Source organism: Mesorhizobium sp. WSM4847 (assembly GCF_055811335.1).
This window is the reverse complement of record NZ_JBVVPY010000007.1, coordinates 218,080-243,211: the sequence shown is the minus strand read 5'-3', so window position 1 is coordinate 243,211 and position 25,132 is coordinate 218,080. Positions and strand designations below refer to the sequence as shown.

The following is a 25,132-nucleotide window of genomic DNA, read 5'->3' as shown; positions in this document are numbered from 1 at the left end:
CCCCCGAGCCTACGGCTCCAGCGGCTGCAACGCCCGCTGCCCAGCAGCCAGGCGGGCCTGCCAATCTCTGCCAGGAGCTCCTCGCCTTCATGAAGGCGCCTGCCGAAGCGGCTAGCCCGACCGCGGCTGCCTCGGCTCAGCAGTCTGGCACATCTTCTACCAGCGCAGCCGCGCCCGCCAAGCCCGAGACCGGGACGGGCTCGGCGCAGAAAATTACCGGGCAGGCTGGGGTTGCCAGCGATGCTCCACAACCGAACAAGGAGAAGGTGGCCAGCGGATCGGCGACGAACGCGCCCCAGAAGGAAAGCAGGGCCGCGCCGGTGCCCCCCTCCGATACGTCGAGCACTCCCAAGGATTCTGTGATCAATGCCGCGAAAGCGGAGGAACTGGCCGCCGCCAATGACATTGCACAATGCCAGAAGACCGCGCGGGAAATGCGGGTGGCCGGCGTCGCCATGCCGCCGCCGTTGCTTGCACTGGCGGCGCTCGACCTGCAATATCAGCAAAAGTCCGGTGCGGCACCTCAGGGAACTGGCAATCCATCTGTGACGGGGCAGGATCCGGCGCAGCAGACGCCGCCGCCACAATGAGTGACTGCGGACTTTGAGCAGGTGAAAGGGAGAAGGCGGGATGGGTATGATCTTGACCGGAATTGTCGTTTCGATCGCGATTGCGATCGGGGCCGGCTATTTTCTTCTGAGCGCGCAGCAGCAACAGCCAGCATGGCAGGTCTACAGCAGCGAGAGCACTCGCGTCGGCGATCCAGGGCACAATCTGGTCGGTCAAAACTGGACGGGCGAACCGGGCGACAACTCTACCGCAGCCGCGGAGGGCGAGGAGACGCCTTCGTAGCGCGGAAATGCGCTCGCTGACGTGGTTTTCGAGGCCGGGCAATGAAAGCCTGCGAGCACGCCAAAAAAATGCCCGGACCAATGGCCCAGGCATTTCGATTGTGCGCAGAAGCTATTATTCGGCCGGTTCGGCCGCCGAGCGCGGCGGTATCGCACCCTTCTTCTCCTGGCTTTCGACCCAAAGCCTATGGTGCTCCTTCGCCCAGTTGATATCGACGGTGCCCGAACCCATTGCTTCATAGGCGCCTTCCATGCCGAGCGTGCCGATATAAATGTGAGCGATAATGACGGCGATCAGGATTATGCCGACAGTCGCATGAACATACTGGGCCGTCTGCATGCCGTTTATGTCGGTGAACGCGAACGGAAACAGCATGAATATGCCGGACACCGACAGCGCAATTCCGCCGAGCACGACGGCCCAGAAGATCAGCTTCTGGCCGGTGTTGAAACGTCCGGCCGGCGGGTGCGTCCTGTTGGTCCTGTCGAAAAAGCCGCCGCCTACTCTGAGCCAATGCGCGTCATGGCGATCGGGAAGGTTGTCCCAGACCCATGTCACCAGCATGACCAATATGCCGAGCATGAAAGCCCAGGAGACAAAGTCGTGGGCGTATTTCGCCCAGATCGACCAGGTTGAAAATGCATCGGCCCCGATCAGCGGCATCAACAGACGCTTGCCGAAGATAAAGTTCAAGCCGGTGATGGCCAGGATGATGAACGCCGTGGCAGTCATCCAGTGGGTCAGCCGCTCCAGAGCACCGAAGCGCAAAATCCTTACGCTCGATTCGGGCGCCAGTGTACGGATGCGGCCCCTGTAGACATAGAACAGCGCCAGCAGCAGCAAAATTCCTGTTATCGCGATGCCGCCGATCCACGGCAGCCAGCCCTCGTGGAAGCCGCGGTAATCGCGGCCTTGCGGTTGCTCGAGCAAGCCGGCGGCCGTATTGGGCAGGGTGACGCGCCCCTCGATCTTGCGCAGCTCATCAAGAAGCTGCTGTTCGTTCACCGCCTGAGCGGTCGGGTTGCTCCCGGATGGGGCTTGCGCGTACACGGGCGCCGCGACCAGCAGCGTGAGCGTCATGAACGCCGCGATAGCCTGCGGAATCAGTCGACCAAGCCTGTTGTCCGGCATTTCTCCGTCCTCCCTGCTAGCTCCGTTGCGCGCGAGACGAGCCCAACTGCCTCCTACACGTCGATTGTTTCCCGATAGGCCGTCTGCCAGCCCCAGGCTCCCGAACCATAGCCACGCTGCGTCACACGCTCCTTGTAGATCGCCGCGATGATCTCCCCGTCGCCGGCCAGGAGCGACTTGGTTGAACACATTTCGGCGCAAAGCGGCAGCTTGCCTTCAGCCAGCCGGTTGGCGCCGTATTTGGCATATTCGATTTCGGTGGAATCACCTTCCGGGCCTGCGGCGCAGAAGGTGCATTTGTCCATCTTGCCGCGCGAACCGAAATTGCCCACACGCGGATATTGCGGGGCGCCGAACGGGCAGGCGTAGAAGCAATAGCCGCACCCGATGCACAGGTCCTTGGAGTGGAGCACAACCGCGTCGGCCGTGGTGTAGAAGCAGTCGACCGGACAGACCGCCGCGCAAGGCGCGTCGGTGCAATGCATGCACGCCATCGAGACGGAGCGTTCGCCGGGCTTGCCGTCATTGATGGTGACGACGCGGCGCCGGTTGATGCCCCATGGTACGTCGTGCTCGTTCTTGCAGGCGGTGACGCAGGCATTGCACTCTATGCAACGATCAGCGTCGCAAAGGAATTTCATCCTGGCCATTTCTGTTCCTCCCGTTCACGCCGCAACGATCTGGCAGAGCGTGCACTTCGGCTCCTGCATGCCCGTCACCGGGTCGTAGCCGTAGGTGGTGATGCTGTTGACGCTCTCTCCCAGAACATATGGATCGGAGCCCTGCGGATAGTTGGCGCGCAGGTCCTTGCCCTGGAACCAGCCGCCGAAGTGGAAGGGCATGAACGCGACGCCGCGGCCGACGCGCTCCGTGACCAGAGCCTTCACCCGCGCCTTCGCGTTGTTCTCCGCACCATTCACCCAAACCCAGGTCCCATCGCCGATGCCGCGTTCGGAAGCATCGGCCGGGTTGATCTCGACGAACATCTCCTGCTGCAGCTCGGCCAGCCATCTGTTCGACCGCGTTTCCTCGCCGCCGCCTTCATACTCGACGAGCCGGCCGCTGGTCAGGATCAGCGGGAACGACTTGGCGATGCCCTTTTCCACCGCCGCCTGCTGCACGCTGAAGCCTATGTTCGGCAACCGGAACTGTGTGGCGTCGGGATAGGTCGGATATTTTGCGACCAGATCCACCCTCGGCGAATAGATCGGCTCGCGATGGGTGGGTACCGGGTCGGGCAGGTTCCACGCTACTGCGCGCGCTTTGCCGTTGCCGTAGGGATGGCAGCCATGGCTGAGCACGACGCGCTGGATCCCGCCTGACAGATCCGTCGACCACGAGACCTTCTTGATGTCGTCGCCGATCTTTTCGATCACGGCGCGTTCTTGCGCCGTCAGATCCTTGTCCCAGCCGAGTTTCTTGAGCACGGCCATGGTGAACTCCGGATAGCCGTCGGTGAGTTCCGAGCCTTGCGTGTAGGAGCCTTCCGCCAATAGGGTCTGGCCGTTTCGTTCGACGCCGAAGCGGGCGCGGAACGGGCTGCCGCCGTCCATGACATGCAGGCCGGTGCTGTAAAGATTGGCCGTACCCGGGTGGCGGATCTCAGGCTTGCCCCAACATGGCCAAGGCAGGCCGTAATAGTCGCCGCCGACCTCGGGATCGTCCTTGGGAGCCCGCATCGTCACCAGGTCGAACTTGTGCTGGTTCTTCATATGCGCCTTGAGCCGCTCCGGCGACTGGCCGCAATAGCCCGTCGACCAGCTGCCGCGGTTCATCTCGCGCAGCACGTCCTCCGGCACCGGACGGTCGCCCTCGACGGCTATCTTCTTGAACATCTTGTCGGCAAGCCCGAGCTTCTTCGACAACAGATAGATGACCTGGTAGTCGTCCTTCTGCTCGAAGCTCGGCTTCACGATCTGCTCACCCCACTGGATGGCCCGATTTGAGGCGACGCGCGAGCCTGACGTCTCGAATTGCGTGCAGACCGGCAACAGATAAGTGTTGTCCTTTCGCCCCGCCTCCACCGCCAGCGATGCCCAGGTGGTGGGATGGGGATCGGCGACGACAAGCAGCTCCAGGCCTGTCAGGCCTTTCATCGAATCCGGGATACGGGTGATACTGTTGCTGGCGTGGCCCTGAATGAACATGGCGCGCATGCTGTCGCGCTGCGCTATCTTGTCCTTGGGCAGCGAGACGGAATCGAACCACCTTGTCAGCGGTATGCCCGGGGTTTCCATGGCATCCTTCGAGTCGAACTGGCTCAGCAGGTCCTCGTAGGGGATCTCCCAAACGCGCGACCAGTGCTTCCAGGCGCTTTCCGTCAGCCCGTAATAGAAGGGCAGGGTGACCACATCGAGCCCGATATCCGTCGCGCCCTGGACGTTGTCATGGCCGCGGAAGATGTTCGCGCCCGTCCCCGGCTTGCCGACATTGCCGGTGGCGAGACACAGTATGCAACTTGCGCGTGTATTGGCCGTGCCAACCGTGTGGTGTGTCTGGCCCATGCACCAGATCATCGTCGACGGCTTCTGCGTGGCGAACATCTCGGCGACACGCTTCACCTGATCGCCAGGCACGCCGGTGATCTGTTCAACCTCCTCCGGCGTGTATTTCGCGACTTCCTTGCGGACCTCATCCATCCCGTAGACGCGCTGCGCGATGAATTTCTTGTCCTCCCAGCCGTTCTCGAAGATGTGCCATAGCATGCCCCACAACAGCGCTATGTCAGTGCCGGACCGGAACCGGACGTACTCGGTCGCATGGGCGGCGGTGCGCGTGAAACGGGGATCGATGACGATCAGATTGGCCTGGTTGAGTTCCTTGCCTTCCAGCAGATGCTGCATCGCTATCGGATGCGCCTCAGCCGGGTTGCCGCCCATGATGATCATGGTCTTCGAATTGCGGATATCGTTAAAGGAGTTCGTCATCGCGCCGTAGCCCCAGGTGTTGGCTACGCCGGCGACGGTCGTCGAATGACAGATGCGGGCCTGGTGGTCCTGATTGTTTGTTCCCCACAGCGCCGCGAGCTTGCGGAAGAGATAGGTTCCTTCGTTGGAAAACTTGGCCGACCCCATCCAGTAGACGGATTCCGGGCCGGACTTTTCACGGATCTCGAGCAGTTTGTCGCCAATCCCATTGATTGCGTCGTCCCAGGAGACACGCTCCCACTGCCCTGCGGTGAGCTTCATCGGGTATTTCAGCCGGCGGTCGCTGTGTACGAGCTCGCGTACGCTTGCGCCCTTGGCGCAATGGGAGCCGCGGTTGATCGGGCTGTCCCACGAAGGCTCCTGACCGGTCCAAACTCCGTTCTGGACTTCGGCGGTAACGGTGCAGCCGACCGCGCAATGGGTGCAGACGCTTTTCTTCAGTTCTATGGGCACGCCCGGCTGCGGCGGACTGATGGCCGCCGCCTTCTGAACGGTGCCGAGCTGGAACGACCCGAGTGCAGCCATTCCGCCGGCCGCGAGACCGGAACGGCGAAGGAAGGTTCGCCGGTCGATGGGAGCGGAGGCGACCGTGCCCATCAGTGTGTGCAATCTTGTGCGGCTCGCCTGACCGTTCTTGCGCTTGGTCAGCATGGCGCCCTCATTTCTTCAACGTCTCATAACCGTTCACACGGTAGAATGCCTTGACGTGCTCGGTCTCGCGGTAGCGAGCCCTCGTCTCCTCCTCACCGGGATCGTAAGCTTGCGCTTCTCCTGGGGTGAGCGTCACGGCGGCGGCGGCCACGGCGGTAGTGGATGCGCCGCCGAAGGCGCGAAGGAAACTGCGGCGGTTCATTGCCGTCTGTTGCTTTTCCTGCATCTGCCTTCCTCCCTATGCGTCGACGCGATCAGGTCACGAGCTTGGTCGCGCCTCCATGGCAAAGCCTTCGGCTTCGATGTCGATGAAAATCCGCCCCAACGCGCCGACTGCCCGGTAAAACCTGGCCGAGGCCGCGTTTTCCAGATCGGCCAAGAAACGGCTCGCCCACGGCGCGATGTGACGTTCAAAGAAGTCCCGCTCCTCGCCGGCGGGAACCACGAAATGGGTGGCGGCAAAGCCGCTCATGATCTCGAACAGCGTGCCGAGATGATCTTCCGGGTCAAAATGACCGTCCGCGCGTTCAAGGCCGAGGCGCCTCATGTCCCCGCGCAGGCGGGCAAGCGGCCGTTCGTTGAGAAAGCCGGTCAGGTAGTAGGAGGCGTAGGGAACGAGTTCGCCGCGCCCGACCCCGATGAAGAGCTCGAAATACTCGCGACTGACGGCAACCGGAGAGGCTGAAGAAGCAGCCTGGCCGAGTGCGGCATGAGCCTTGCCGAGCGGGGTCTCGGCGTCGCCTCGCAACCCGGAAAGCCGCGCCATGAGGTTTGCATCCGGAGCGGCCAGGAGAAGCGTGGCGAGCAGCGCGTACTCATCCGCGCGTGCGCTGTTCACGTCGTTGACGTCAGCATCTTCTACGCCGGGAACCAGAGCGTCAGCTCCGAACGACGTGCCGATTGCCTCCTCCAGGCGCAAGTCTGGGTTCATCTACTGACCTCGACCGTGCCCCTCAACGAGTGGGTAAAGTGAATACTAGTGCCCCGCCCGGCAATTGCAACAGCGACTGTGCCAAAATGGCAACAAATCCAGATCAGCGCGGCATGGCGCCGCCATGGCGTCGCTGGCGATCGATCGGCGATGATTCCGCGGCGCCGGCGCCGGCGCCTTCGTCGCGGTCGATGGCGGTCCCGGCGCCGTCGGCCGAAGGAGATTCGGGGTTTGCCGGTTCGATCGAACTGTCCGGCGTGACAGAATCCGACCCATCGGCTGAGGCGTTCACGCCCTCGTCCGCCAAAACGGCGCTGGTCGCTGGCGCCTTCTCCGGCGCCTGCGAAGCCATGGCGGCGGGTGCCGGATCGGTCGGGTTGCCGCCGTTCGACAGGAAATCCACGACAGCTTCGCTGGATGCTTTCAAGGGGCCGAATCCCGCCATGGATCCAGGGCTGTTGAAGTCCCAGGCATATTCGGAAGGCCCGATATGATCACGAATTGCCGGATCGAGCGACCACATCTTGCGCAATGCGGCGCGCTTCAACATTTTGGGCACGCCTTTGCGCAGGAAGGCTGAGAGATCGCTTTGAGCGGTCAGATCCTCGAGGCGAGGGAGGGGCTCGGCGGGCTCGGCGGCCTCCGGCTCGACAATTGCTGGTGCAAGCTGCTCACCAGTATCGGCTGGCGCCGCAACTTCGTCAGGCGAAAGCTGATCGTTCTGCGGCCCCGCAGTCGAACTGTAACGCGCCGCCTGTTTCAGGCGCGACCAGCGGGCGAAGACATTGTCGCGTCCCGCGCTCATTCGGCATCATCCGTTGTTCCGGAACGAGGACCGCGCCTCGCCAGGGCATCAGGGTCCGCCCGATCGCGCTTGCGCTTGATGAAAGGACGCTCGACGTGATGCGTCTCGACAAAGGCGGCCAGCCATTGCTGAAGCTCGATCGGCATCGGCACGGCCTCGATGATGTCGGGGCCAGCCTCGGTCAGCGACTCGCCCTCGAAAGGGTCAGCGGTCACCAGGTGCAGCACAACTCCGGGTGGAGCATCGCTCGACCGGAGCGCGATCCACAGGCTAGGCCGCCCCGAACGGAGGTTGTCCCGGTACATGCCCGTGTCGCACCCGAAGAGCTCAAGCTTGAAAGTTCCGGCATAGAAGCGCGTCACGCCGTCTGATTCGTGCAGCACCGACCATGGCGCCGCGCTCGGCGCGCCCGCCAGCACGGCCACGGGAACCCAGACATGGTCGATCCACGGGTTGTCCAGAGCCCGTCGCTCGACGATCACCCCGACTTCCGCCGTCTCCTGCACCATGGCACCAATCCTCCTAGTTCACCGTCCCTGGGACGCGAAACGGCAGGCCTGCGACAAGGTTCTGCGGCTTCATGCGGATCGTTCGGTCAGGGGTCATGGCCATTATGAGCCAGACGGGCCTGGCGCCCACCTGCGGCAGTACTTCGCCTGTGTCGGAGAAGGTGAGCCGGAACAGTGCAATCACGCGCTGTGCAGCCTCCGGGTCAAGTTCATCGCCGGCCCAGAGCGTGTTGCCGATGCGGGTCGCTTCGGCGTCGAGGCCGACGAACCAGGCCCAGTCCTCGTCCTCGATCCGCTCCACCGGCTCGATCTCCACGTCCACCGCAAGTAGATGGCGAACCCAGATCTCCATTGCTGTGGCAAGGCCGCGCCGGGTCGGACTGCGCGCGCTGCCCAGCTTGAGCACCATATCGAAAGCGTCGCTCCTGGCGAAGTAACGCTCGGCATTGTTCTCGTCGAGTATCTCCAGTTCGGTGACGGCTGGGCCACCAAGCATGTTCAGGAGTGGCGAGGCATGGCGGTTCTGTTCATGCAGCTCTATGGTTTCGGCATCGGCGAGAAGCACGGCGCCCTCGTTAGACGTCACCCGTTGCGGCCGATAAAACAGCTCCGCGGCTCGCACGACGCAGGCGTCGTGCTGACCATCCAGCGCATTGCGCAGGACGACCTGCGCAAGCTGGTTCATGAACAGCGGCGGGATAGTTTCGGCCGAGCCGCGCGCCAGCGCGAGATATGCGGCCTCGAGTGAGGGAGCGGCCAACACATGGTCGCGAAAGGCGATCATGAACTCCCAGTTCTCGCGCGCATCCGGGTCCTCCAGGGCGGCGATCTCCTGCTTCGCGACCGGCCGGCGCGGATGATGCATCAAAAGCTCGTGATGCAGGCGCAGCTCCGCCGGGCAGGCCGTTTCGGGAGGGAGAAGCTCTGGCCGCGCAAAATATGCCTTCAGAAAGGAGTCGGTCACCAGCAGGCGCCCGGCCTCATCCCTGTCGAGAAGGTGATGACCTGAGGAAACCCAGAAATCCTTCACTTCTGCCTCCCGGCCAATGCTAGGAGATCGAACTTTTCCGTCGACTCCTCCTCGCCGTCGATTTCGACAAAGCGGAATGCCGTTGCCGGCTCCAGCCGGCTCGCCTTGCGATGCAGGGTTCGGAAACACTCGCGGGTGCCGGCCTGTTCGCTGGTGCGGTTGACCGCAATCAGCGTGTTTGGCGGGTGGTCGCACAGCGATTGCGCGAATTCTATCTCCTCTTCGGCGGCGGCGCGCGCCGTTTCGGTGTCCGGCGCACCGCATCGCACCACAAGCTGCTCGGCCAGCCGATCGACGGCCGCCGCGCGATCATGCACGGTCGCGTCCGTGACCACGACGAGGGTGGACCAGCCGAAGCTATCAATGCCGAGGAACCCGGCGCGGAACGCCTGCCGTTGCTTGCCGGAAAGCCTGGCCACATCGGCGCCGAAGAACAGGAAGGTGCCGGTCACCGCCCATTCGCCCGGTTCTGCAGCGCGCGAATAGACAAAAGTATCCGATGGATCGAGGCGGATCGTTCGCGGCAGCTTCAAAGCCATGGCGTGCCCGTCATCGGATCGAGCCAGGAGGGCCTGGCAAGCGCCTCGGGCAGGCTTCTTCGATCGCGAAGCCCGTGAGAGGCCGTGTCGGAAATCAGCAGATCGCCGTTGCCGGCAAGCTCTGCATGTTCATCGCCGTTTCGGGGCAGCCGGTCGAGCCAGCGGCTGGCGATCGAACCGAAGCCGGTATCGCTCCATTCGTGGAATGCGGCCATCAGATGGCGGGAGAAGCTCGCAACGATCTCACCGGCATCGAGCGCCACGAAGCCGAGTTCGTCAAGCGCGCCAAGCAGCGGCCGCAGACCGGGCTCGCCGGCGCGGATGACGGCGGTGCGGATCATGCCGGAGAAGACGATCCAGTCGGGGATTTCGTTCTCCCGTGCCCCTTCCGGCCAGCCCAGGCGGGCGCCGCCGACGAGAACCCCGTCGACGCGAACAGTGTCGGGCCAGTCGAAGGTGATGGGCCGCGACGGCGGAGCATGGACCGCAAGCGCATCGGCAAGTGCGTTCATGCCGGCATAGATCGCGCGACGCGCATCCTCCAGCGGCTCTTCAGGCTCGAGCACCACTGCGAATTCGGCCAGATCGTAGCGGCGCACCCAGGCAAGCGTGCCTGCCCCTTCGTCTGCCGCAATCGCGCAGGCGTGCGCAAAGGCGTCACCCGCCTCTCTCAGCGGCACGAGGCTGTAAGGCGGTGGCAGTTGGAGGTCGCTGACAGAGGGCCTCATAGGCCGATCCATATTTTGATGACGGCGACTGTAATGTCTTTATAATACTTCCAGACAAGAGGCGCTACCGCGTGGGCAAGGAAGATGCCACGGGAGTCGGGATGAGCCTGGACAAACGACGCACGGTCCTGGTCTGCTCCTGCGAGCGGAGCATGCCACGCTTCGGCGCCAGCGTCGCCCGCGGATGCACGGGCGCACGGGTCGAGGCGGGGGACCAGTTCTGCGGCGCGGAACTCGACCGGGTGCGCAGCGCCCTGAGCGGCGGCGAAGCAGTCACCATCAGCTGCACGCAGCAGGCGCCGCTTTTCGGCGACCTCGCCGAGGAACTCGGTTTCGCAGGCGATCTGGTTTTCGCAAACATTCGCGAGACGGGCGGCTGGTCGCAGGATGCTGCTGCTGCCGGCCCGAAAGCGGCGGCTCTGCTCGCCATGGCGGCCGAACCCGCTTCGCCACCCGCGCTGGTTACGCTTTCGAGCAATGGTGTCGTCCTGGTCTATGGCTGCGACGCCACGGCGATCGATGCGGGCCGGCAACTCGCCGAAAAGCTGGACGTCACCGTGTTGCTTAGCCGTCCGCGCGAAATCGCGCCGCACCGGGTCTGGGATTTTCCCGTCTTGCAGGGAACGATCCGGCAAGCGCGAGGCCATCTTGGCGCCTTCGAGCTGACAGTCGACGATTTCGCGGCGCCCAATCCATCTTCGCGCGATCGGCTTGGCTTTGGGATATCGCGGGATGGAGCGGTCTCGAACGCCGACATCATCCTTGATCTCTCCGGCGGGGCTCCGCTTTTTCCTGCTCATGAATTGCGCGACGGCTACGTGAAGGCCGATCCCGGCGATCGCGCCTCCGTCGCCGTTGCGATCGCAACGGCAGCCGATTTGGTTGGCGAGTTCGACAAGCCGCGCTTCATCGATTTCTCCTCCGATCTGTGCGCCCATTCGAGATCGCGCATCACCGGCTGCACACGGTGCCTCGACCTGTGCCCGACTGGGGCGATAACGCCCGCCGGGAACCACGTCGCGATCGATGCGGAAGTATGCGCCGGCTGCGGCAGCTGCGCGGCGGCATGTCCCACGGGCGCTGCCGCCTACGCCGTGCCGGATGCCGAGTCGCTGCTTCGGCGGCTGCGGACGCTTCTTGTCACCTATCGTGAGGCGGGCGGCCTGGATGCGATTGTGCTTTTCCATGATCTCGGCCATGGCGAGCCGCTGATCGACGCACTTGCCCGCTTCGGCGCGGGTCTGCCCGCAAATGTCCTGCCGGTCGCGGTGAACGAGATAACCCAGTTAGGGATCGAGGCGTGGACCGCGCCGGTCGCCTGGGGCGCTTGCGCCGTAAGGGCGCTGTCGTCGGCCAAGCCAAGGCATGAGCTTACCGGAATTGCCGCAAACATCGCAATCGCCAATCTTTTGAGCCGGTCTCTCGGTTATGGCGCGGAGGTCTGCGGATTGATCGAAGTGGACGATCCCGACATACTCGCCTCGGCGCTCGACCTGATTACTCCAGATGTTGCGTCGCGGCGCCCGGCGGCATTCCTGCCGCTCGGCAAGAAGCGCAGCCTGCTGACGAGCACCATGCTCGAGCTCCATCGAGCCGCGCCGACGCCGGTCGACCGGGTGGCGTTGCCTGCTGCAGCTCCGTTCGGCGGCCTGGACGTCAATGTCGACGGCTGCACGCTCTGCCTCTCTTGTGTCTCCGCCTGTCCAACCGGGGCGCTTTCCGACAGCGAACAGCAGCCGGCCCTGTATTTTTCCGAGAGCGCCTGCGTGCAGTGCGGCCTTTGCGCCGCGACCTGCCCGGAGAAGGTCATCACCTTGACGCCGCAGGTGGATTTCCAGGCATGGGGTGCTCGCAGCCGGGTCGTGAAGCAAGAGGAGCCGTACAACTGCATCCGCTGCGCAAAGCCGTTCGGCACAAGGAGCACCGTCGAGCGGATCGTCGCCAAGCTCGAAGGCAAACACTGGATGTTTGCAGGCGAGAACGCACGGCGGCTCGACCTTGTACGGATGTGCGACAATTGCCGCGTCGATGCGGCGATGAATGAGGGCTTCGATCCTTATGCAGGCCCTGGTCGCTCGCCGCCGCGAACCACTGAAGACTATCTGCGGGAGCGCAAGGCCTCGAGCGACAAGGCGGTCTGAGCCCTCGGTCTGAGCCCTCGCTTTGGACTGCCCCTCGACATAGGTCGGGTGCACCGCCTTGCGGCGTCAAGCGGAGAGCCGGTTTCGAGGGTTGCAATCAACACGCAAATAAACGGTTTTAGCAATCAAATCTTCAGCATAGCGTGACATGCTTGCCGCTCGGCTGACCACCGGGTGGCTCGAATGGATGTATGGGAAAGGGGGGCCTCAGGGCCCGTCGATTGATAGATCGAACGCACCTCGACATGCAGGACGATCCTGCCGTCACGGCGGAAGTTGAGCGACTTCTGGCGCAGCGCACGCGCGACATCCGGCTCAAAGGCGAGATCAAGCGCCTGTTTCAGGCACGTGTCTGGTCGCAAACGGCCAAGATCATCCGCGCCTGGATGACATGGGTGGCGTTCCTGGATGTCCTGACGCTGGCGCTCAACCTGGTGATGCTTCCAAGGTCGATCGCGCTATCCATGCTCTTGCCTGGCGCCATCATCCCTCCCGTCGCTGCAGCCGTGGTCCTTGTCTGGCGAAAACGGCGCCCGTCCTGGGTCCAGGGGGGTTCCCTGATCACAGGCATGTTCCTCATCCTGTTGTCGATCGTATTGGTCGGCGCAAGCGCCGGCGGCGAGTTCTACGAACGGCACTTGAACATCATGCTGTTCGTAGCGATTACCGCCATCATCATCTTCGGCGTCCCTCAGGCATGGACCGTGACGGTCGCGGCTTTGGCTCTCGGTCTCTATCTCGTCTTCCAGGTGCAGAACCCGGGCCTTGAGATTGGCAATGCGGTGGCTGCCACGTTGTTTTTTGCCAGCGGCATTCTCGCTACGGTCGCCGCGCGGCGTACGATGACAATTTTGGCTCAGAAGACTTTTCTGTTCGAGCTTCGAGACCGACACAGGGTTGCCGAACTGGCAGAAGCGAACGATCGGCTGGAGCTTCTGGCGAGAACCGATCCGCTGACCGGCGTCGACAATCGGCGCCGGATGACGGAAACGCTCGACCACGTCTGGGGCGGTGGCGGCAAATGCCCCGGCGGCGCCGCCATGCTGATGTGCGACATCGACGACTTCAAGAAGCTCAACGATCGTCTCGGTCATGCCGAGGGCGATCGTTGCCTCATCGAGGTCGCCCGCTTGATCCGGGAGAACGTGAGGCGCGATCGCGATCATGTTGCGCGCTACGGCGGTGAGGAATTTCTCGTGCTGCTTCCAAGTGTGAACGAGCAGGAGGCCGCCATTGTAGCCGAGCGAATTCGCGAGTGTGTGGAAGCTGCTCGTCTTCCTAATCCTGGATCCCGCGTGTCCCGCTATATCACCCTCAGCATCGGCGTGGCGGTCCAGGCGCCGGACCAGGCCATTTCGCCGGAGCAGCTCCAGCGGCAGGCCGATCGAGCACTCTATGTTGCCAAGCAGACTGGCCGCAATCGGGCGGTGTTCCACAGGCTGGAGTCATCGAGCCTTTTGGGCGCTCGGTCGATGCGGTGATGTCGAAGTTCAGTCGGTGCGTGTCTCGGCCTGAAGAAAGCGGATCAGGGCTGCCCGATCCTCGGCATTGCTGATCGTCTGTTCAGGCATCTTGGTGCCGGGGGTGTAGGCGTTCGGACCGAGCTCGAACAGCTCTGACACGGTTTCCGGTGTCCAGACGATGTCCATTTTCCGGAAAGCGGGCGAATAATGGTAACCCGGCACGGACGCTATCTTGCGCCCGAAAATGCCATGCAGCGTCGGCCCGGCTCGATGGCCATCGTTCGGGTCGAGCGTATGGCAGGCAACGCAGGCGCGAAATACTTCTGCGTCCGGATTGCCTGCGTATCTGGCCATCGGATCGGTCCTGCCTGCTGTAGCGGCTCCAAGGCGCTCGCCCGTCTCGACGTTCCATTCCCGCACCAGATGGTCGGCGCCGCCAGCCAGAAGCGTCTTGCCGCCAGCCGCGAACGCAAGCGACCATACCGCCACGCCGGAGGTGTCGAGCGTGCGGATGGTGGAGAGGCTGATGGCGTCCAGCAACAGGATTCCATCACCGATGCCGGCGACGGCGAGATAGTTCGCGTCTGGGGTGGCGGCGAGAGCAATCACCGGTTTGCCCAAGGCCGGAACTTCCAGCTGCACTTTGCCGCGCCGGTCGAGCAGCCGCAGCTGCCCGTCAGCACCTGCGACGAACAGGCGGTCGCCGGACGCTCTTGCTAGCGCGTTGAGCGGCGTCGGCATGATGGCCCGAAGCGGAGCCGCCCCAGCCTCGCTCGGCCAAAAGATGACTGTCGCGTCATAGCCGGCGCTGACGAGGGTTGCGTCCGCCAAGAAGGCGAGCGCATTGACGTTTGCACGATGGCCTTCGAGGACGCGCGCTGGCCCACCGGCAAGCGGCCAGAGCCGGACGGTGGTGTCCCAGGACGCCGAAGCCAGCATCGATCCGTCGGGTGACAGTTCGAGATCGGCGACAGGCCCGGTGTGGCCCTCCAGGATGCGGGCCGGCTCGCCTCGACCGATTTGCCAGATCGCGATACGACCATCCGTACCGGCGCTGGCAAAGCGCCCGTTCGGCAATGCAGCGACGGCAGTTACCTCACCTTCATGGAAGAGCAGCACGTCGCGTGCTTCGCCGGTCTCAAGCGACCAGATGATTGCCTTGGTATCAAAACTGCCGGTTGCCACCGTCTTTCCGTCCGGCGCCACGGAAATCGCCCGCACCGGACCGCCATGCCCGCGCAGTTCCGCACCAAGTGCCGTCGCGCCGGCGAGGAAAACAGCAGCGAGCAAAGCAGTTGCGAGCGTCTTATGCATTGCGCATCATACGTTTCCGTGTTCCGCTGGCGGGCAGCGTCTTTGCCGGGGAACAGCATGCGATCGCGACCCGACCAGCCGCACAGTCCAAGCTATTAGAGGCAATCCTATGACTCAAAACATGGAAACCGATGCCTTCAACGTGTCGATGCGCAAGTTCCTGAAGCAGGTCGGCGTCACCTCGCAGCAGGCGATCGAAAAGGCCGTGGCGGATGCGGGACTGAAAGGGCAGGGGCGCCTGACCGTGAGGGCCGTGATCACGGCCGAACGCGCGGGTCTGCACCACGTCGTCGAAGGCGACATCGACCTTGGCTGAACAGGTTCGGCGGTGCGCCCGGCGCTCCATCGACACCCCACATCAATGGAAGAATCGGACCTGCCCGGCCGGGTCGGTGTCATAGCCCGTAAGTTCTGCGGCGCGCTGGGTGAAGCTGTCCTCGGCCATGAGGCGGATCAGCGCCTGGATCGAAGGCTGGAAATAGGTTCGCTGCCGCATCAGCAGATCGAAATTCTCCCACGCCAATGACACGAATTTGAGGCCGGCGGCGCGCGCGGCGGCGCGTGTGGCGATGCCGCAATCGGCCCTGCCGGTCCGGATCGCGGCAGCGAGTTCCGGCCCTGTCAGGCATGGCGGCTCGAGCCGGTTCAACCGCCTCTGGCTGGCGCCGGCGCGGGCGACCAGGACATCCAGCAGCATTTGGGCTCCGGCCCCGACCTGGCGCATCGCGATCTTGGCGCCGCTTTCTAGGACATCGGCCAGGCTGTTGAGCGATCGGGGGTTGCCCGGCGGCAGCAGCAGCCCTTGTTCGCGCCGCGTGAAACCGATCAGCACCGCATCGTGCAGCCGCGGCATGGCGCGCGCGGCCTCCACATTGGGGTCGGCGGCATCACCGTGGAAATGGATCGCCGCAGCGGCAATCTCGCCACGCAAAAGACGCGCAACGCCGCCTGCCGTCCCCTCGGCAAGCGAGGCGAGGCCAGAGCCCGCCTGACGAAGGCTCCATTCAAGCAGGTCGTCCTGGCTGCCGCCGACTATGGGCGGCGGCTCGGGCGCAATCATTCCGTCGGGACGCGCCAATCCCGACAGAACCCACCGGTCGAGCTCGTTACGCGGAAACAGCCATTTGCCCGTCACTTTGCTGCACGGGATGCTGTTTTTGGCGACCAGCTCGTAAAGCTTGCGTTCGCCAAGGCGCAAATAGTCTGCGGCTTCTGCAGTCGTCAGCAAATCCATCCTGCAATCCTATGCATATTCCTGCGCAGGTTCAATTGTTTGACGAATGCGGAGTAAATGCAGCAGAAATAGCAGGACGACGCAGCGCAGGTGAAAGGGTATGTCAGAAGGCCTAAATGCATGGCAGCTTATCGCGAGTGGCGACGCGACGCTGATCTCGATAGTGCGGCTTTCGCTGACCATTACCCTGGCCGCCGTTGCAGTTGCGGCCGTCGTGGGACTGCCGCTCGGGGCGTTGCTGGCACTGACCCGTTTTCCGGGACGTTCCGCGCTCGTCGTGCTTGTCAACGGCTTCATGGGCCTGCCGCCCGTAGTCGTCGGCCTGACCGTTTACCTGCTGTTGTCGCGATCAGGGCCGCTCGGCGCGTTCGGCCTGCTGTTCACACCGGCCGCCATGGTCATCGCGCAGGCGCTTCTCGTCCTGCCGATTATCGCGGCTCTGACGCGCCAGACCATCGAGGATTTGTGGCGCGAATATCGCGAGGAACTGACGGCGATGGGCGTCGGCCCGACAGGCCGGGTGGCGACGCTCTTGTGGGACAGCCGTTTCAGCCTGATTACCGCAATGCTCGCCGGCTTCGGCCGGGCGGCCGCCGAAGTCGGCACGGTCATGATCGTCGGCGGCAATATCGAGGGCTTTACCCGAACCATGACCACCACGATCGCGCTCGAAACATCAAAGGGAGACCTGCCGCTCGCGATCGGGCTCGGCGTCATCCTGATCGGCCTCATTCTTGCCATCAATGCCGCTGCCTGGGGCCTGCGATTGTGGTCGGAGCAACGGGTGGCTTGATGATGCGGGCCGCGCTAACCGACCTTCCTCTCGTTCTGGACCGGGTCTCGCTCAGCGCCGGCGCCACGACCATGCTCGACCGCCTGAACCTGGCGATTACTCCCGGTGCGCCGACACTGGTGCTCGGTCCCAATGGCGCGGGCAAGACGTCACTGCTTCGGGTTTGCATGGGACTTGCCGCGCCTTCCGCAGGAACTGTGAGCTGGGGTGGGCGCACCGATCGCGGCCTCGGGCGCCGGGCAATGCTGCTCCAGAAACCGGTGATGCTGCGCCGCTGCGTCGCCGCCAACGTGGTTTACGCACTGGCGCAAGCTGGCTGTCCGCGCCATCGTCGCGCGGCACGCACCGAGGAACTTCTCGATCGTGTGGGCCTTCTGGGCCTGGCGGCGCGACCTGCGCGGCGCTTGTCCGGCGGCGAGCAACAGCGCGTGGCGCTTGCCCGCGCACTGGCGCGCGAACCCGAGATCCTGCTGCTCGATGAGCCCACCGCCAGCCTTGATCCCGCTGCAACCCGCCATGTCGAGGCGATCATCCTGATGGCCTCCCAATCGGGTACCAAGATCGTCATGGCTTCGCACGATCTCGGCCAGGTGCGACGGCTCGCGGGAGATGTCGTCTTCCTCGTTTGCGGCCGACTGTGCGAGCACGCCAGCGCCGGTGATTTTTTCGATCGCCCCGCATCCGCAGAAGCTGCCGCCTTTATCCATGGGGAACTCGTGCTTTGACCGCGGAAATGGAGCTTCCAGTGCTGAACCGTCGACTGTTTACCGCAATTGCGATCATTTTGACTTTCCTCGCTTCCAGCGGCGCATCGGCCAGCGCACAGGAACAGTCGATCGTGGTGGCCTCGACGACGTCGACACGGGATTCCGGCCTTTTCGACCACATACTGCCTTTGTTCACCACAAGGACCGGAATCGAGGTGAAGGTGGTCGCGCAGGGAACCGGCCAGGCCCTCGACGCCGGCCGCCGGGGAGACGCAGACGTGGTCTTCGTCCATGCCAGGGAGCAGGAGGAGAAATTCGTCGAGCAAGGTTTTGGCGTGAAACGCTTCGATGTGATGTACAATGATTTCGTCCTGATCGGGCCCAGAGGCGACCCGGCCGGCATCAAGGGTTCGCCGGATATCGCAGTCGCCTTGACATCGATCCAGAGCAAAAAAGCTGTTTTTGTTTCCCGCGGCGACAAATCCGGAACCCACTTTGCTGAACTCGGACTCTGGAAGGCGGCAGGTGTCGATATCGCGGCGGTGGGGGACCACTGGTACAAGGAGATAGGGCAGGGCATGGGCGCTGCGCTCAACACAGCCAGCGCCATGGATGCCTATGTGCTTTCCGATCGCGCCACATGGTTGGCGTTCAAGAACCGCGGCGAACTGGAGATCGTGGTCGAAGGCGATAAAAGGCTGTTCAACCAGTACGGTGTCATGCTGGTGAATCCCGCGAGGCACCCGAGCGTCAAGGCTGAACCCGGCCAACGCTTCATAGATTGGCTGATCTCGCCTGAAGGACAGCAGGCGATCGGCGAATACAATATTGACGGCCAGCAACTGTTCTTCCCGAACGCTGAGCAGAAGCGCTCCTGAAGTCGGTTGCAAAGCGGGTTGCATCTGCCCCATCATCGGACATGATGAGAATGCAGCCTTCCGTCGGCGCGCTGACCGGTCTCGAAGCGGCTCTCGCCGCACTCCTCGACGGAGTGGAGCCGGTTGCGCCCACTCTTTTGCCGCTTGACCAGACGCCTGGGAAGATAGGCGCCGCCATGCCGCCCCGGGCACGCGCGCAGCCCATCCGCGACACCGCAAGGACAGACGGCTGGGCGTGCCGCGCGCTCGATCTTGCCGGTGCGTCGGCCTATTCGCCGCTGCCGCTGACGGCAATGCCGGTCTGGATAGAGGCAGGCGGCGCCATGCCGGAGGGATGCGATTGCGTTCTCGATGCCGATCTCATCGATTGCAGCGGCCCGATGCCCCAGGCGCTCGATGAAGCGGCACCGGGCCAGGGCGTGCGACGCGCCGGCGAGGACATGGCGGCGGGCCGACCGCTCATCATTGCAGGGAACAGGCTGTCGGCCGCTGACCTCCTGACAGTGCGAAGCGCAGGGATTGGTGAAATTGCGGTGCGGATGCCGCAGGTGCGCCTGATCGATGTCGCCGCCCCGACGAGCGATACTTTCACGGCGCATTTTATCGCCGACCTTGCAAGAGCCTCTGGCGCGACGGTATTCGATATCGAAACGGTTGCGCGCGACGCCAGATCCGTCGCCCAGGCGCTTGGCAATGCAGCCGGCGATCTGATCATCCTGATTGGAGGCACTGGTGCGGGGCGCGCCGACGCTACAGCCGACGCGCTTGCCGCGCGTGGGGCGCTCATCGCCCACAACATAGCGCTACAGCCCGGCCGAACCGCGGCGATCGGACGGCTCGATGCGGTCCCGATCATTGCTTTGCCCGGCGCGCCCGATCAGGCTCTTGCCGCCTTTCTGGCGCTGGTTCAGCCGGCTATCGATCGCCTGACGGACAGGAGCGCCCGGCGACAGACGGTCCTGGCGCTGGAGCGGAAAATCTCGTCCACGGTCGGACTGGCCGAGATCGTCCTGCTGAACCAGCAACAAGACAGATGGCGGCCGCTTGCGATAGGAGATTTTTCGCTGGAGGCGATCCGCCTGGCGGATGCATGGCTTGCCATTCCAGGGGGCAGTGAGGGTTGGGCCGCGGGAACACCTGTCGGCGCCTTTGTGTTCGACGATCCCAGATGAGTCGGTGATGACCAGATCCACCCGCCCAGATACCGGCCAGGAGCATACCGGCCAGGAGCAGTTCCTGACGGTCCTGTCGCGCGACGAGGCGCTCGCCCGTTTCGAGGCGGTGCTATTTCCCAGGACGACCCCGACCGAAGAACTGATGCTGGCGGATGCGCTTGGGCTGCCGCTTGCCGATGATGTCACGGCTCCGATCGACGTGCCGCCCTTCGACCGTTCGAACGTCGATGGTTTTGCCGTGCGCGCCGCCGACATCGCCACCGCGTCGGAGGCGCTTCCTGCCAGGCTCCTGCTCAACCGCGAAACCATCGCCTGCGGTGTCGCCCCGCAAATCCCTGTGCTCGCAGGCACCGCCACCTCGATCGCGACGGGCGGGCCGGTGCCGCGCGGCGCCGATGCCATCGTCATGGTGGAGCACACACACCCAGCCGAAGGCGATGCCATCGAGGTCAGGCGCGGAGCCTCGCCCGGCCAGTTCATCTCGCATGCCGGATCCGACATTGCCCGCGGTGAGGTTCTGCTGCGCGCCGGAACGGTGATCGGCTCGCGTGAAATCGGCATGCTTGCCGCCTGTGGAATTGCGCTGGTGACGGTGGCGCGCAAGCTGCGGGTGGCGGTTTTGTCGACCGGCGACGAACTTGTCCAACCAGGCGACACCCTGCGACCCGCCGGCATTTACGACGCCAATGGCGCAATCGTCAGCGCCGCGATAACCGAAAATGGCGGCCAGGCGAGCTTTCTCGGCGCCTATCCGGATGACGAAGCCACACTCGAAGCCGCCATGCGCGAGGCGCTGGCGGCGCATGACGTGCTGATACTGTCGGGTGGGACGTCCAAGGGCGCGGGTGATGTCAGCCACCGCATCGTGAACCGTCTCGGCGCGCCCGGCATCGTTGCCCATGGCGTGGCGCTGAAGCCGGGAAAGCCGCTTTGCCTCGCCGTCTGCGACGGCAAGCCGGTCGTCGTGCTGCCGGGATTCCCGACTTCGGCCATGTTCACCTTCCATGACATGATCGTACCCGTGCTGCGTCGCATGGCGGGCCTGCCGCCTCGGACCGAAGCGAAGGTCGCGGCAAAGGTCCCACTGCGCATTCAGTCCGAACTCGGCCGCACGGAGTTCGTGATGGTATCGCTGGTCGAGGGTGAGCAGGGGCTGGTCGCCTATCCCACCGGCAAGGGCTCGGGGGCGATAACGTCCTTTGCCCAGGCCGACGGCTTCATCAGCATCGAAGCTCTAGCCGACAATATGCCTGCCGGAAGCGAGGCGTCGGTGACGCTGTTCACCCCGCACGTCCGTGTTCCCGATCTCGTGGTGATCGGCAGCAACTGCACCGGCCTTGATCTTGTCGTGGGCATTCTGTTTCGCGCCGGCCTGACGGTGCGGTCCATCGCGGTCGGCAGCCTGGGAGGCCTGGCCGCGGCCAGGCGAGGCGAGTGCGATATCGCGCCCATCCACCTGTTCGATGCCAAGACGCAAAGCTACAATGCGCCGTTCCTGAGCGAAGGCCTCGAACTCGTGCAGGGATGGCGCCGCATGCAGGGCATCGTCTACCGCCCGGGCGACCTGCGCTTCCAGGGGACCGACCCAGAGGAGGCGGTGCGAGCCGCACTCGCCGCTCCCAATTGCATGATGGTCAACCGCAACCAGGGCTCGGGCACGCGCATCCTGATCGACCAACTACTTGGTGCCGCGCGCCCCGACGGATATTGGAACCAGCCCCGCTCGCACAATGCCGTCGCGGCGGCCGTGGCGCAGAACCGAGCCGACTGGGGCGTCACCATTGCGCCGGTGGCGCGCTCAGCCGGGCTCGGCTTCATTGCGCTGAAGGAAGAGCATTATGATTTCGCGCTGGTCTCTGCCCGCAAACAGCGACCCGCGGTGCAGGCCTTCCTAACCGCGCTCGCTTCGCCTGAATTCAACGAGGCGGTCGAGCGCATGGGTTTTACCCGACCTGGCCAAGTGTGAGATATGCGGGTTAAGGGTCGGCAAGGTGCCCAACCAGCCGTTCGGCCTCGGCAAAATCTTCGACCGTGTTGACATTGAAGAAGGGATCCACCGGCTTGTCCGGCCAGGACTGGGTTGCAACCTTGTAGCGAGCTGTCCACAGGTCGATCTTGCGAACGCCCTCTTCGACCAGTGCATGGCGTAGCGCATCTCGCATCGCCACTTGCCACAGCCCGATGACAGGATGCGTCCGACCCGCTGACATCGCCACCGCCAGATCCGCAGCTTTCGCCATGCGCGCTCGATGCAGCCGTTCGACGAGGTCGCGCGGCAAGAAAGGACAGTCCGCTGCGACGCTGACGATCCATTCGACATCGGGCCTGTTCGCCGCGGTCCAGTCGAGGCCCGCAAGCACGCCGGCAAGCGGGCCCGGATAATTCTCGACCGGGTCGGCGACGACTGGTAGGCGAAAGCGGTCGAAGCGGGCAGGGTCGCCATTGGCGTTCAGCAACAGCCCGTCGCATTGCGGGCTGAGGCGCTCGAGGACACGCTCGAGGATGGTGAGTCCGTCGATCCGACGCATCGATTTGTCGCCACCGCCCATGCGCCGGGCGAGCCCGCCGGCGAGAACGACGCCCAGGGTCGGCACCTTCTCATTCGCCATCGTCGGCTCCCTTGCGTCTGTGACGCGGTGCTTCCTCGTCGACGGAAGCGAGGTCCTGGTCGAAGACGATGCGGTCCGCGCCCGATAGCACGGCGAACCGCTTGCCGCGCGCCCGACCGACCAGCGTCAGGCCGGCCTGACGCGCCAGATCTACTCCCCAGGCGGTGAAACCCGAGCGCGAGACGAGGATCGGAATGCCCATTCGAACCGTCTTGATCGTCATTTCCGACGTCAGCCTGCCCGTCGTGTAAAGGATCTTGTCAGCGGCATCGATGCCGTGGCGATACATCCAGCCGGCGATCTTGTCGACGGCGTTGTGGCGCCCGACGTCCTCCATGTAGCAGATCGGCGTGCCTTCCTTGCAAAGCACGCAGCCATGAATCGCGCCCGCTTCAAGATAGAGCGACGGCGTCGTGTTGATCGTGCGGGTCATTTGGTAAAGCCAGGAGGTGTGCAGCGCGGCTGGCGGCAGAGTGATATCGAGCGCCTCGAGAAGATCGCCGAAAGCGGTCCCTTGCGCGCAGCCTGAAGTCTGCGTCCGTTTTCTAAGCTTCTGCTCGTAATTTGTGTTGCGCTCGGTACGGACGACCACGACCTGCACGTCGTCGTCATATTCGACCTCGGTTACGACGTCGTCAGATTTAAGCATGTTCTGATTGAGCAGGTAGCCCAGCGCCAGATATTCGGGATAGTCGCCGATCGTCATCATCGTGACGATCTCCTGGGCATTCAGATAGAGCGTCAGCGGGCGTTCAACGGGGACGCGGATTTGAATAGCGGCGCCCGTATGATCGATGCCGCTGACCTGTTCGGTCAATCGGATGTCATCCGGGCTCGGCATGATGATGGCGGGGTCTGGTCGGGTTTTCATCTGTTGCATGGCGCTCTCTTGAAATTGCAATCCCGCTCGCCGGAGTGGACGCGTTACCTCCGGCTTGACCTGCACTATATAGCCTGTTCAAACCGATGCCGGTCCACAAAAGCGCGCACAGGCGCAGACTGGGTTTGCCGGATGGCGCCGAGCTGCCGGCTCGGCCAGATCCATAGAGGCTGAAGGCTCGATGGCGCAACTTTCAGATGACTGCTTCGCTTTCGGCGGCCCGATGCGATCGCTCGATGATACAGCCGCACTGATTGCTTCACGGCTGACCGTTGTCGACGAGACCGAAACCGTCCAGCTGGCGATTGCCGATGGGCGCGTCCTGGCGAGTGATCTGGTGGCGCCGCTGCCCCTGCCGCCTTTCACCAACTCAGCCGTCGACGGCTATGCACTGCGCGGCGACGACCTGCCGGGAACCGTTGAAAAAGCCTTGCCGGTGAGCGGCAGGATCCAGGCTGGGATGGCGCCGGATCGGCACGCCGCGCCCGGACAAGCCATACGCATCTTCACCGGCGCTCCGCTGCCGGAGGGGGCAGACACGGTCTACTTGCAGGAAGATGTCCGTGTCGACGATACCGGCAGGGTCATTCTTCCGCCCGGCCTGAAAAGAGGAGCCAACGTGCGGCCGGCGGGCGAGGACGTCGCAGCAGGCAAGGTGGTCCTGCAGGCCGGCCAGCGCATGCGCCCGCAGGATGTTGCGCTCGCCGCGGCGCTCGGCATGACGCAGATCGATGTGCGGCGCAAAGTTCGCGTCGCGATCTTCTCGACCGGCAACGAGATCGTCGCGCCGGGAAAGGTCCGGGGACCGGCCCAGCTTTTCGATTCGAACCGCTTCATGCTGATGGCCATGCTGGCAAGATTGGGCTGCGAGACCACCGATTTGGGCATTCTGATCGACGACAGCAGGCTGATCGCGGATGCGCTGAGCAAGGCTGCGCCAGGACAGGACCTGATCCTGGCGTCCGGCGGGGTCTCGACCGGGGAGGCCGACTGCGTCAAGGCCGCCGTCGAGAGTGTGGGCACCCTGGTCTTCTGGCGGGTGGCCATAAAACCCGGCCGGCCGGTCGCCATGGGGGTGATCAGGGGAACAGCCTTCATTGGGCTGCCCGGCAATCCGGTGGCGAGCTTCGTCACATTCGCCCATATTGCGCGCGCCGCGATCTTTGCACTGGCCGGCGCACGGCAGCAGCCACCAATTTCGCGGCCGGTGCGGGCCGCCTTCTCCTACCGCAAAAAGCCGGGGCGACGCGAATATGTGCGGGTAAGCCTGCGTGGGACGCAGGATGGCACATATGAAGCCGTCAAATTCCCGCGCGAGGGCGCTGGCATGCTGTCTTCTTTGGTTCAAACGCACGGCCTTGTCGAACTCGGCGAGGAAATAGCCGAGGTCGAGCCGGGCCAGACCGTTCAGTTCCTTGCCTATTCGGACCTGTATTGACGAACGCCGTCGAGCCGGTGGGCATGCAGTATGCCAAAATGCGGTGCGACGCCTGGCCGCTCTCAACTGCAGTATACCCTGGGTCGGCGACCGTTGACGACCGGTAAGCGGTCCGCCATGGTGCGCCACCATGACGACGAGACAGCTCGATCTGACGGGATTGAAATGTCCCTTGCCGGCGCTGAAAACCCGCAAGGCGCTCAGCGGCATAAGCCCAGGCGAGCGCCTTGAGGTCCGTTGCACCGATCCGCTGGCAGCCATAGACATTCCCAATCTGATCAACGAAATGGGCGACCGCCTGGAGGCGATGCAACGGCAGGGAGACCACATCGTTTTCTTGATCGAGAAGGCGCAAGCTGCCCCGGTATAGGCCGTGCGACAAATCAGGGCGCAGATC

At 63.8% G+C, this 25,132-nt stretch carries 26 protein-coding genes; 12 read left to right on the top strand and 14 right to left on the bottom strand.

Annotation, left to right across the window (positions count from 1 at the left end):
• The first annotated feature begins 89 nt into the window (after positions 1-89).
• Positions 90-590, top strand: coding sequence for a hypothetical protein (locus AC0L28_RS12980; RefSeq protein WP_473477813.1), 501 nt, complete (start codon positions 90-92; stop codon positions 588-590).
• A gap of 40 nt (positions 591-630) precedes the next feature.
• Positions 631-852, top strand: coding sequence for a hypothetical protein (locus tag AC0L28_RS12975; protein ID WP_473477810.1), 222 nt, complete (start codon positions 631-633; stop codon positions 850-852).
• Positions 853-966: 114 nt separating this feature from the next.
• Here AC0L28_RS12975 and AC0L28_RS12970 read toward each other — a convergent pair whose 3' ends face one another.
• The 10 genes from AC0L28_RS12970 to AC0L28_RS12925 all read right to left on the bottom strand — a co-directional run bounded on the left by AC0L28_RS12970 (position 967) and on the right by AC0L28_RS12925 (position 10,103).
• The gene (locus AC0L28_RS12970; protein WP_473477807.1) at positions 967-1,983 is read right to left on the bottom strand and encodes a formate dehydrogenase subunit gamma; all 1,017 of its coding nucleotides are present in this window, start codon (positions 1,981-1,983) and stop codon (positions 967-969) included.
• Positions 1,984-2,036: 53 nt separating this feature from the next.
• Positions 2,037-2,633 (bottom strand): formate dehydrogenase FDH3 subunit beta, encoded by a 597-nt coding sequence (fdh3B, locus tag AC0L28_RS12965; RefSeq protein WP_027151217.1) that lies wholly within the window; start codon positions 2,631-2,633, stop codon positions 2,037-2,039.
• A 15-nt stretch (positions 2,634-2,648) separates the two neighbouring features.
• Complete coding sequence (locus tag AC0L28_RS12960) at positions 2,649-5,561, bottom strand: formate dehydrogenase subunit alpha (RefSeq protein ID WP_473477804.1); 2,913 nt, start codon at positions 5,559-5,561, stop codon at positions 2,649-2,651.
• A 7-nt stretch (positions 5,562-5,568) separates the two neighbouring features.
• Positions 5,569-5,787, bottom strand: coding sequence for a formate dehydrogenase (locus AC0L28_RS12955; RefSeq protein WP_023797596.1), 219 nt, complete (start codon positions 5,785-5,787; stop codon positions 5,569-5,571).
• Between the two features lie 33 nt (positions 5,788-5,820).
• Positions 5,821-6,492 (bottom strand): TorD/DmsD family molecular chaperone, encoded by a 672-nt coding sequence (locus AC0L28_RS12950; protein ID WP_023797597.1) that lies wholly within the window; start codon positions 6,490-6,492, stop codon positions 5,821-5,823.
• A gap of 103 nt (positions 6,493-6,595) precedes the next feature.
• On the bottom strand, positions 6,596-7,297 hold the full coding sequence (locus tag AC0L28_RS12945; protein ID WP_128166282.1) for a DUF3306 domain-containing protein: 702 nt from the start codon (positions 7,295-7,297) through the stop codon (positions 6,596-6,598).
• Complete coding sequence (locus tag AC0L28_RS12940; RefSeq protein ID WP_091597656.1) at positions 7,294-7,806, bottom strand: DUF3305 domain-containing protein; 513 nt, start codon at positions 7,804-7,806, stop codon at positions 7,294-7,296. Before AC0L28_RS12940 ends, AC0L28_RS12945 begins: the two co-directional genes overlap by 4 nt.
• 13 nt (positions 7,807-7,819) lie before the next feature.
• Complete coding sequence (locus AC0L28_RS12935; protein WP_287375859.1) at positions 7,820-8,836, bottom strand: DUF6352 family protein; 1,017 nt, start codon at positions 8,834-8,836, stop codon at positions 7,820-7,822.
• On the bottom strand, positions 8,833-9,375 hold the full coding sequence (locus AC0L28_RS12930) for a DUF6505 family protein (RefSeq protein ID WP_023797601.1): 543 nt from the start codon (positions 9,373-9,375) through the stop codon (positions 8,833-8,835). The genes AC0L28_RS12935 and AC0L28_RS12930 overlap by 4 nt, the downstream gene beginning before the upstream one ends.
• Complete coding sequence (locus AC0L28_RS12925) at positions 9,366-10,103, bottom strand: biotin/lipoate--protein ligase family protein (protein ID WP_473477799.1); 738 nt, start codon at positions 10,101-10,103, stop codon at positions 9,366-9,368. The genes AC0L28_RS12930 and AC0L28_RS12925 overlap by 10 nt, the downstream gene beginning before the upstream one ends.
• Before the next feature lie 101 nt (positions 10,104-10,204).
• Between AC0L28_RS12925 and AC0L28_RS12920 the strand changes: the two genes are divergently transcribed.
• On the top strand, positions 10,205-12,244 hold the full coding sequence (locus AC0L28_RS12920; protein WP_287225590.1) for a 4Fe-4S binding protein: 2,040 nt from the start codon (positions 10,205-10,207) through the stop codon (positions 12,242-12,244).
• A 245-nt stretch (positions 12,245-12,489) separates the two neighbouring features.
• Positions 12,490-13,725, top strand: a complete 1,236-nt coding sequence (locus tag AC0L28_RS12915) for a GGDEF domain-containing protein (RefSeq protein ID WP_473477943.1) — start codon at positions 12,490-12,492, stop codon at positions 13,723-13,725.
• A 9-nt stretch (positions 13,726-13,734) separates the two neighbouring features.
• On the opposite strand, the gene AC0L28_RS12910 is transcribed toward AC0L28_RS12915, so the two are convergent.
• Positions 13,735-15,021: a hypothetical protein gene (locus AC0L28_RS12910; RefSeq protein ID WP_473477797.1), complete on the bottom strand. Its 1,287-nt coding sequence runs from the start codon at positions 15,019-15,021 to the stop codon at positions 13,735-13,737.
• Between the two features lie 109 nt (positions 15,022-15,130).
• Here AC0L28_RS12910 and AC0L28_RS12905 point away from each other — a divergent pair, with 109 nt between their 5' ends.
• Positions 15,131-15,337 carry a DUF6494 family protein gene (locus AC0L28_RS12905; protein ID WP_031254328.1) on the top strand — a complete coding sequence of 69 codons (207 nt, stop codon included), beginning with the start codon at positions 15,131-15,133 and terminating at the stop codon, positions 15,335-15,337.
• Between the two features lie 42 nt (positions 15,338-15,379).
• Here AC0L28_RS12905 and AC0L28_RS12900 read toward each other — a convergent pair whose 3' ends face one another.
• Entirely contained in the window at positions 15,380-16,255 is an 876-nt protein-coding gene (locus AC0L28_RS12900) for a helix-turn-helix transcriptional regulator (protein WP_287375849.1), read from the bottom strand.
• A gap of 100 nt (positions 16,256-16,355) precedes the next feature.
• Between AC0L28_RS12900 and AC0L28_RS12895 the strand changes: the two genes are divergently transcribed.
• The 5 genes from AC0L28_RS12895 to AC0L28_RS12875 are packed head-to-tail and all read left to right on the top strand — an operon-like array spanning position 16,356 to position 21,774.
• The gene (locus tag AC0L28_RS12895) at positions 16,356-17,048 is read left to right on the top strand and encodes an ABC transporter permease (protein WP_023797611.1); all 693 of its coding nucleotides are present in this window, start codon (positions 16,356-16,358) and stop codon (positions 17,046-17,048) included.
• 2 nt (positions 17,049-17,050) lie between these two features.
• Positions 17,051-17,773, top strand: a complete 723-nt coding sequence (locus AC0L28_RS12890) for an ATP-binding cassette domain-containing protein (RefSeq protein WP_473477941.1) — start codon at positions 17,051-17,053, stop codon at positions 17,771-17,773.
• A gap of 35 nt (positions 17,774-17,808) precedes the next feature.
• Complete coding sequence (locus AC0L28_RS12885) at positions 17,809-18,633, top strand: ABC transporter substrate-binding protein (RefSeq protein WP_473477938.1); 825 nt, start codon at positions 17,809-17,811, stop codon at positions 18,631-18,633.
• A gap of 50 nt (positions 18,634-18,683) precedes the next feature.
• Positions 18,684-19,805, top strand: coding sequence for a molybdopterin-binding protein (locus AC0L28_RS12880; RefSeq protein ID WP_473477793.1), 1,122 nt, complete (start codon positions 18,684-18,686; stop codon positions 19,803-19,805).
• Positions 19,806-19,812: 7 nt separating this feature from the next.
• Positions 19,813-21,774 (top strand): molybdopterin biosynthesis protein, encoded by a 1,962-nt coding sequence (locus tag AC0L28_RS12875; RefSeq protein ID WP_473477791.1) that lies wholly within the window; start codon positions 19,813-19,815, stop codon positions 21,772-21,774.
• A gap of 10 nt (positions 21,775-21,784) precedes the next feature.
• Here AC0L28_RS12875 and mobA read toward each other — a convergent pair whose 3' ends face one another.
• Both mobA and fdhD read right to left on the bottom strand, forming a co-directional pair.
• Positions 21,785-22,417 (bottom strand): molybdenum cofactor guanylyltransferase MobA, encoded by a 633-nt coding sequence (gene mobA, locus AC0L28_RS12870; RefSeq protein ID WP_023797616.1) that lies wholly within the window; start codon positions 22,415-22,417, stop codon positions 21,785-21,787.
• Positions 22,407-23,297, bottom strand: a complete 891-nt coding sequence (gene fdhD / locus AC0L28_RS12865; RefSeq protein ID WP_128173388.1) for a formate dehydrogenase accessory sulfurtransferase FdhD — start codon at positions 23,295-23,297, stop codon at positions 22,407-22,409. The genes mobA and fdhD overlap by 11 nt, the downstream gene beginning before the upstream one ends.
• Before the next feature lie 181 nt (positions 23,298-23,478).
• Between fdhD and AC0L28_RS12860 the strand changes: the two genes are divergently transcribed.
• Together AC0L28_RS12860 and AC0L28_RS12855 are read left to right on the top strand one after the other, a co-directional pair.
• Positions 23,479-24,735, top strand: a complete 1,257-nt coding sequence (locus tag AC0L28_RS12860; protein ID WP_473477787.1) for a molybdopterin molybdotransferase MoeA — start codon at positions 23,479-23,481, stop codon at positions 24,733-24,735.
• A gap of 130 nt (positions 24,736-24,865) precedes the next feature.
• Entirely contained in the window at positions 24,866-25,105 is a 240-nt protein-coding gene (locus AC0L28_RS12855; protein WP_031254334.1) for a sulfurtransferase TusA family protein, read from the top strand.
• Positions 25,106-25,132: the final 27 nt, after the last annotated feature.

Bases quoted from the DNA above. Each gene is read 5' to 3' on its own strand.
- AC0L28_RS12980 (WP_473477813.1), top strand. From the start codon at position 90: ATGAAGGCGCCTGCCGAAGCGGCTAGCCCGACCGCGGCTGCCTCGGCT.
- AC0L28_RS12975 (WP_473477810.1), top strand. From the start codon at position 631: ATGGGTATGATCTTGACCGGAATTGTCGTTTCGATCGCGATTGCGATC.
- AC0L28_RS12970 (WP_473477807.1), bottom strand. From the start codon at position 1,983: ATGCCGGACAACAGGCTTGGTCGACTGATTCCGCAGGCTATCGCGGCG.
- fdh3B (WP_027151217.1), bottom strand. From the start codon at position 2,633: ATGGCCAGGATGAAATTCCTTTGCGACGCTGATCGTTGCATAGAGTGC.
- AC0L28_RS12960 (WP_473477804.1), bottom strand. From the start codon at position 5,561: ATGCTGACCAAGCGCAAGAACGGTCAGGCGAGCCGCACAAGATTGCAC.
- AC0L28_RS12955 (WP_023797596.1), bottom strand. From the start codon at position 5,787: ATGCAGGAAAAGCAACAGACGGCAATGAACCGCCGCAGTTTCCTTCGC.
- AC0L28_RS12950 (WP_023797597.1), bottom strand. From the start codon at position 6,492: ATGAACCCAGACTTGCGCCTGGAGGAGGCAATCGGCACGTCGTTCGGA.
- AC0L28_RS12945 (WP_128166282.1), bottom strand. From the start codon at position 7,297: ATGAGCGCGGGACGCGACAATGTCTTCGCCCGCTGGTCGCGCCTGAAA.
- AC0L28_RS12940 (WP_091597656.1), bottom strand. From the start codon at position 7,806: ATGGTGCAGGAGACGGCGGAAGTCGGGGTGATCGTCGAGCGACGGGCT.
- AC0L28_RS12930 (WP_023797601.1), bottom strand. From the start codon at position 9,375: ATGGCTTTGAAGCTGCCGCGAACGATCCGCCTCGATCCATCGGATACT.
- AC0L28_RS12925 (WP_473477799.1), bottom strand. From the start codon at position 10,103: ATGAGGCCCTCTGTCAGCGACCTCCAACTGCCACCGCCTTACAGCCTC.
- AC0L28_RS12920 (WP_287225590.1), top strand. From the start codon at position 10,205: ATGAGCCTGGACAAACGACGCACGGTCCTGGTCTGCTCCTGCGAGCGG.
- AC0L28_RS12915 (WP_473477943.1), top strand. From the start codon at position 12,490: ATGCAGGACGATCCTGCCGTCACGGCGGAAGTTGAGCGACTTCTGGCG.
- AC0L28_RS12910 (WP_473477797.1), bottom strand. From the start codon at position 15,021: ATGCATAAGACGCTCGCAACTGCTTTGCTCGCTGCTGTTTTCCTCGCC.
- AC0L28_RS12905 (WP_031254328.1), top strand. From the start codon at position 15,131: ATGACTCAAAACATGGAAACCGATGCCTTCAACGTGTCGATGCGCAAG.
- AC0L28_RS12900 (WP_287375849.1), bottom strand. From the start codon at position 16,255: ATGGATTTGCTGACGACTGCAGAAGCCGCAGACTATTTGCGCCTTGGC.
- AC0L28_RS12895 (WP_023797611.1), top strand. From the start codon at position 16,356: ATGTCAGAAGGCCTAAATGCATGGCAGCTTATCGCGAGTGGCGACGCG.
- AC0L28_RS12890 (WP_473477941.1), top strand. From the start codon at position 17,051: ATGCGGGCCGCGCTAACCGACCTTCCTCTCGTTCTGGACCGGGTCTCG.
- AC0L28_RS12880 (WP_473477793.1), top strand. From the start codon at position 18,684: ATGCAGCCTTCCGTCGGCGCGCTGACCGGTCTCGAAGCGGCTCTCGCC.
- AC0L28_RS12875 (WP_473477791.1), top strand. From the start codon at position 19,813: ATGACCAGATCCACCCGCCCAGATACCGGCCAGGAGCATACCGGCCAG.
- mobA (WP_023797616.1), bottom strand. From the start codon at position 22,417: ATGGCGAATGAGAAGGTGCCGACCCTGGGCGTCGTTCTCGCCGGCGGG.
- fdhD (WP_128173388.1), bottom strand. From the start codon at position 23,297: ATGCAACAGATGAAAACCCGACCAGACCCCGCCATCATCATGCCGAGC.
- AC0L28_RS12860 (WP_473477787.1), top strand. From the start codon at position 23,479: ATGGCGCAACTTTCAGATGACTGCTTCGCTTTCGGCGGCCCGATGCGA.
- AC0L28_RS12855 (WP_031254334.1), top strand. From the start codon at position 24,866: ATGACGACGAGACAGCTCGATCTGACGGGATTGAAATGTCCCTTGCCG.